Origin of the sequence: Pseudomonas sp. RW407 (assembly GCF_003176655.1) — a bacterium.
Classification (GTDB): Bacteria; Pseudomonadota; Gammaproteobacteria; order Pseudomonadales; family Pseudomonadaceae; genus Pseudomonas; species Pseudomonas delhiensis.
The window spans coordinates 1,212,500-1,217,946 of record NZ_QGSL01000088.1 but is presented as its reverse complement, the minus strand read 5'-3'; the positions used below and the strand labels follow the sequence as shown (position 1 = coordinate 1,217,946).

General features: G+C 69.8%; 6 protein-coding genes. 5 read left to right on the top strand and 1 reads right to left on the bottom strand.

Going from position 1 to position 5,447, the window contains the following annotated elements; genetic code table 11:
• Window positions 1-933, bottom strand: a 933-nt coding sequence (locus DK254_RS12205; RefSeq protein ID WP_109933995.1) for a GlxA family transcriptional regulator, incomplete at its 3' end; no start/stop codon positions are given.
• A 210-nt stretch (window positions 934-1,143) separates the two neighbouring features.
• Between DK254_RS12205 and choX the strand changes: the two genes are divergently transcribed.
• The 5 genes from choX to DK254_RS12180 form a co-directional block, all read left to right on the top strand.
• On the top strand, window positions 1,144-2,082 hold the full coding sequence (gene choX / locus DK254_RS12200; protein ID WP_109933912.1) for a choline ABC transporter substrate-binding protein: 939 nt from the start codon (window positions 1,144-1,146) through the stop codon (window positions 2,080-2,082).
• A gap of 74 nt (window positions 2,083-2,156) precedes the next feature.
• Window positions 2,157-3,041: a 3-keto-5-aminohexanoate cleavage protein gene (locus DK254_RS12195; RefSeq protein WP_109933911.1), complete on the top strand. Its 885-nt coding sequence runs from the start codon at window positions 2,157-2,159 to the stop codon at window positions 3,039-3,041.
• A gap of 224 nt (window positions 3,042-3,265) precedes the next feature.
• Window positions 3,266-4,231 carry an L-carnitine dehydrogenase gene (locus tag DK254_RS12190; protein ID WP_109933910.1) on the top strand — a complete coding sequence of 322 codons (966 nt, stop codon included), beginning with the start codon at window positions 3,266-3,268 and terminating at the stop codon, window positions 4,229-4,231.
• An 82-nt stretch (window positions 4,232-4,313) separates the two neighbouring features.
• Window positions 4,314-4,784 (top strand): thioesterase family protein, encoded by a 471-nt coding sequence (locus DK254_RS12185; RefSeq protein ID WP_109933909.1) that lies wholly within the window; start codon window positions 4,314-4,316, stop codon window positions 4,782-4,784.
• A 2-nt stretch (window positions 4,785-4,786) separates the two neighbouring features.
• On the top strand, window positions 4,787-5,447 hold a 661-nt coding region (locus DK254_RS12180; RefSeq protein WP_109933994.1), incomplete at its 3' end, for an alpha/beta hydrolase fold domain-containing protein.

Sequence of the window (5,447 nt, the reverse complement as noted above, 5' to 3'; positions counted from 1 at the left end):
CACCCCCCGATCCTCCCGAGGACACACCCCGAACCGCACCCGATAGCTGCGCGACAGATACGAAGGCGACTCGAACCCGCACGCCAGCCCCACCTCCAGCACGCTCATCTCCGTCTGCCGCAGCAGCTGGCGGGCCTTGTCCAGGCGCAGGCCGAGGTAGAAGTTCGACGGCGTGTCGTGCAGGTGCAGGCGGAACAGGCGCTCCAGCTGGCGGCGGGTGACCTGGATGCGCTCGGCCAGGTCCAGGGTGGAGAGCGGCGGCTCGGTGTGCCTTTCCATCTCGCCCAGCACCTGGATCAGCTTCTTGTTGCTCACCCCGTAGCGCGCCGCCAGCTGCAGGCGCTGGTGGTCCTGGCGGGTGCGGATGCGCCCGACCACGAACTGCTCGGAAACCTGCACCGCCAGCTCCGGGCCCTGGGCACGGGCGATCAGGTCGAGCATCAGGTCGATGGACGCCGTGCCGCCGGCGGAGGTGATGCGCGCGCCGTCGATCTCGAACAGCTCCTGGGTCGCCTGCAGCTGTGGATAAGTCTCGCGGAAGGCATCCAGCGCCTCCCAGTGCACCGTGCAGCGGTGGCGTTCGAGCAGCCCGGCCTCGGCGAGGACGAAGCTGCCGGTGTCGATGCCGCCGAGGGTCACGCCCTCGCGGTCGAGGCGGCGCAGCCAGTGCAGCAGCGCCGGGGTGCAGGCCTGCAGCGGGTCGAAGCCGGCCACCACGAACAGGGTGTCGCCGCGGCCCAGGGCCTCCAGGGCGCCGTCGGCGTTCATCGACATGCCGCTGCTGGCCAACACCGGGCCGCCGTCGATGCTCAGCAGGTGCCAGCGGTAGAGCCCGCCGCGGAAGCGGTTGGCGACGCGCAGCGGCTCCACGGCGGAGATGAATCCCATCAGGGAAAAACCGGGCAGCAGGAGGAACCAGAAGTCGTTCGACATGGCGTCATCCAGGCGATTCGGGGCAGCGATCCGTTGGTATGGAGCATTTGCCCGGCCCTGGCAATGGCCGAGGTCGCCAGCGTGCAAGAGCAGGTCGCCGGAGTGCGATTTTTCGTCGCAGCCCGTGCGTAACTTGAACACCAGCCACCGCCACGCGGGGCCATGACACAACAACGATAACCATTGCCGCAAAGGCCTTGAGGAGAAGTCATGAAGCTATCGATCAAAGCGGGCGCCTGCGCCGCGCTGTTCACCCTGGTTACCAGCGCCTGGGCCACCGAGCCGGCCTCGTGCCAGAACGTGCGCATGGGCTCGGTGAACTGGACCGACGTGGTGGCCAGCAGCGCCGTGGCCGAGGCCCTGCTCGACGGCCTGGGCTACAAGGTCAAGCAGACCAGCGCCTCGCAGCAGATCATCCTCGCCGGCATGGCCGACAAGCAGCTCGACGTCTTCCTCGGCTACTGGCAGCCAACCATGCAGCCGGTGGCCAAGCCCTACCTGGACAAGCAGCAGATCGAAGTCATCACCCCGGCCACCCTGGGCGACGCGCAATCCACCTACGCGGTGCCCACCTACGTCTACGACGGCGGCCTGAAGACCTTCGCCGACATCGCCAAGTTCCGCGACAAGCTGGACAACAAGATCTACCTGATCGAGCCCGGCAGCGGCTCCAACCGCATCACCGCGGACATGATCGCCAAGGACAAGTTCGGCCTGAAGGGCTTCCAGGTCGTCGAGTCCAGCGAGGCCGGCATGCTCACCGCGGTCAAGCGCGCCATCAAGCGCCAGCAGTGGGTGGTGTTCTTCGGCTGGAAACCGCACCCGATGAACCTGCAGATCGACATGAAGTACCTCACCGGCAGCGACGACGTGTTCGGCCCCAACGAAGGCGCCGCCACCGTCTCCATCATGACCGCCGCCGGCTACCAGCAGCAGTGCGGCAACGTCGCCAGGCTGCTACACAACCTGCGCTTCAGCAGCCAGGAAGTCAGCCAGGTGATGGAACCCATCCTCGACCGCAGCCAGCCGCTGGACGCCGCCCGCACCTGGCTCAAGGCCCACCCCGACCAGCTCAAGGCCTGGCTCGACGGCGTGACCACCTTCGACGGCAAGCCGGCCGAGCCCGCCTTCGTCGCCAGCCTCAAGTAAGCAACCACGCCCCACCCTTGCGCGGCGCCCCGGCCGCGCAGGGCCCCCGTACGCCTGAAGAAAGGACAGCCACCGTGAACTACGAAGTCATAGTCACCTGCGCGGTGACCGGCGCCGGCGACACCGTCGGCAAGCACCCGGCCATCCCCGTCACCCCCAGGGAAATCGCCGCCGCCGCCATCGAGGCGGCCAAGGCCGGCGCCACCGTGGCCCACTGCCACGTGCGCGACCCGCAGACCGGCAAGCCCAGCCGCGACGTGAACCTGTACCGCGAGGTGGTGGAACGCATCCGCGAGAGCGACACCGACGTCATCATCAACCTCACCGCCGGCATGGGCGGCGACCTGGAGATCGGCAAAGGCGAGCAGCCCCTGGAGTTCGGCGCCGGCACCGACCTGGTCGGCCCGCTGGAACGCCTGGCCCACGTCGAGGCGCTGCTGCCGGAAATCTGCACCCTGGACTGCGGCACCCTGAACTTCGGCGACGGCGACTTCATCTACGTTTCCACCCCGGCGCAGCTGCGCGCCGGCGCCAGGCGCATCACCGAGCTGGGGGTGAAGGCCGAGCTGGAAATCTTCGACACCGGGCACCTGTGGTTCGCCAAACAGATGCTCAAGGAAGGCCTGCTGGAAGACCCGCTGATCCAGATCTGCCTGGGCATCCCCTGGGGCGCGCCGGCCGACACCACCACCATGAAGGCCATGGCCGACAACATCCCCGAAGGCATCACCTGGGCGGGCTTCGGCATCGGCCGCTCGCAGATGCCCATGGTCGCCCAGGCCATGCTGCTGGGCGGCAACGTGCGGGTGGGCCTGGAGGACAACATCTGGCTGGACCGCGGCGTGCACGCCAGCAACGGCAGCCTGGTGGAGCGCGCGGTGGAAATCATCGAACGCCTCGGCGGCCGCGCCCTCACCCCGGCCGAGGGGCGCAGGAAGATGAACCTCAAACCCCGCTGATCCGGAGCTGCATACGTCGACGTAGGGCGAATGACCCGGAACGGGTTATCCGCCGGATACACCGACCCCAATGCCCGGCCTCTGGTTCGAACCCGGAGCCCCCCTGGACAGGCGCTCCGCGGCCAAGTCCGAGGCGCGCCTGGAGCCAAGGCCAAACGGCGGATAACCGCGAACGGTTATTCGCCCTACGAAAAGCCCGCCCCCCTTTCCTGCTGGAGCCCTTCATGTCCTACATCACCGAAATCAAGACCTTCGCCGCCCTCGGCAGCGGCGTCATCGGCAGCGGCTGGATCGCCCGCGCCCTGGCCCATGGCCTGGACGTCGTCGCCTGGGACCCGGCGCCAGGCGCCGAGGCGGCCCTGCGCCAGCGCGTGGCCAACGCCTGGCCGGCGCTGCAGAAGGCCGGCCTGGTGCCCGGCGCCTCCCAGGAGCGCCTGAAGTTCGTCGACACCATCGAGGAATGCGTGCGCGACGCCGACTTCATCCAGGAAAGCGCCCCCGAGCGCCTGGACCTGAAATGCGAGCTGCACGCGAAGATCAGCGCCGCGGCCAAGCCCAACGCGCTGATCGGCTCCAGCACCTCGGGCCTGCTGCCCAGCGAGTTCTATGCCGACGCCACGCACCCCGAACGCTGCGTGGTCGGCCACCCGTTCAACCCGGTGTACCTGCTGCCGCTGGTGGAAGTGGTGGGCGGCGAGAAGACCGACCCGGCGGCCATCCAGGCGGCCATCGCGGTGTACCGCAGCCTGGGCATGCGCCCGCTGCACGTGCGCAAGGAAGTCCCCGGCTTCATCGCCGACCGCCTGCTCGAAGCGCTCTGGCGCGAGGCCCTGCACCTGGTCAACGACGGCGTCGCCAGCACCGGCGAGATCGACGACGCGATCCGTTTCGGCGCCGGCCTGCGCTGGTCGTTCATGGGCACCTTCTTGACCTACACCCTGGCCGGCGGCAACGCCGGCATGCGCCACTTCATGGCCCAGTTCGGCCCGGCCCTGCAACTGCCCTGGACCTACCTGCCGGCGCCGGAGCTGACCGAATCGCTGATCGACAAGGTGGTCGAAGGTACCGCCGAACAGCAGGGCAACCGCAGCATCGCGGAGCTGGAGCGCTACCGCGACGACTGCCTGCTGGCGGTGCTCGGCGCCATCAAGGACACCAAGGCCCGCCACGGCTTCGCCTTCGTCGACTAACCTCGATCCATCCGCCCCTCCGGACGGCCCCCTCTCCCTTCAGGGAGAGGGCTGGGGAGAGGGGCTCTTCGGAAGCGCACCCATGCCCACCCTGAAAACCTACGAAACCCCGGTGCTCGCCGAGTGGACCGACTACAACGGCCACCTGCGCGACGCCTACTACCTGCTGATCTTCAGCTACGCCACCGACGCCCTGATGGACCACCTGGGCCTGGACAGCGCCGGCCGCGAGGCCAGCGGCCACTCGCTGTTCACCCTGGAGGTGCACCTGAACTACCTGCACGAGGTGAAGCAGGGCGAGGCGGTGGAAGTGCGCACCCAGCTGCTGGCCCACGACCGCAAGCGCCTGCACGTGCACCACACCCTGCACCGCCCCGGCGAAGCCGCGCCGCTGGCGGCCAGTGAACAGATGCTGCTGCACGTGAGCCTGGACGGCCCCCGCTCGGCGCCCTTCGAGGGCGTGGTGCTGGAGCGCGTGCTGGCCCTGGCCGAAGCGCACCGCGCCCTGCCGCGGCCGGAGCACGTCGGCCGCGTGATCGGCCTGCCGGGTTGAGCGTGGCGCGCGAGTACCCGCTGTCCCCCGGCATGGCGGCGTTCGTCGCGCGCACCCGCGCCTTCGCCACTGCCGAACCCTCCCTGGCCGCGCAACGCGCGGCCTATTCGCGCATGGCCGCCGCCTTCACCCCGCCGCGCCCAACGGGCCTGCGGGTGAGCGACCTGGCCCTGGCCGGCCTGCCGCCGCTGCGCCTGTTCCGCCCGGCGGGCACGGCGCCCGCCAGCGGCTGGGCGGCACTGCTGTTCCTCCACGGCGGCGGCTGGATGCTCGGCGACCTCGACTCCCACGCCTTCTTCTGCGCCGAGCTGGCCGCCCGCCTGGGCCTGCTGGTGGCGGCGGCGGACTACCGGCTGGCCCCGGAACACCCCTTCCCCGCCGCCCTGCAGGACAGCCTGGCGGCCTGGCGCGCCCTGCGCGACGGCACGCTGGGCGAACCCATCGACCGCACCCGCCTGGCGGTGGCCGGCGACAGCGCCGGCGGCAACCTGGCCGCCGCCCTGTGCCTGGCCCTGCGCGATGCGGGCGAGGCGCAGCCGCGGGCCCAGGCGCTGGTCTATCCGGCCCTGGGTGACGAGGCGACGGATTCGCGAGTCGAGTGTGCGGATGCGCCGTTGTTGTCTGCTGCCGATATGCGGGTGTGCATCGATGCCTACCTGCCCG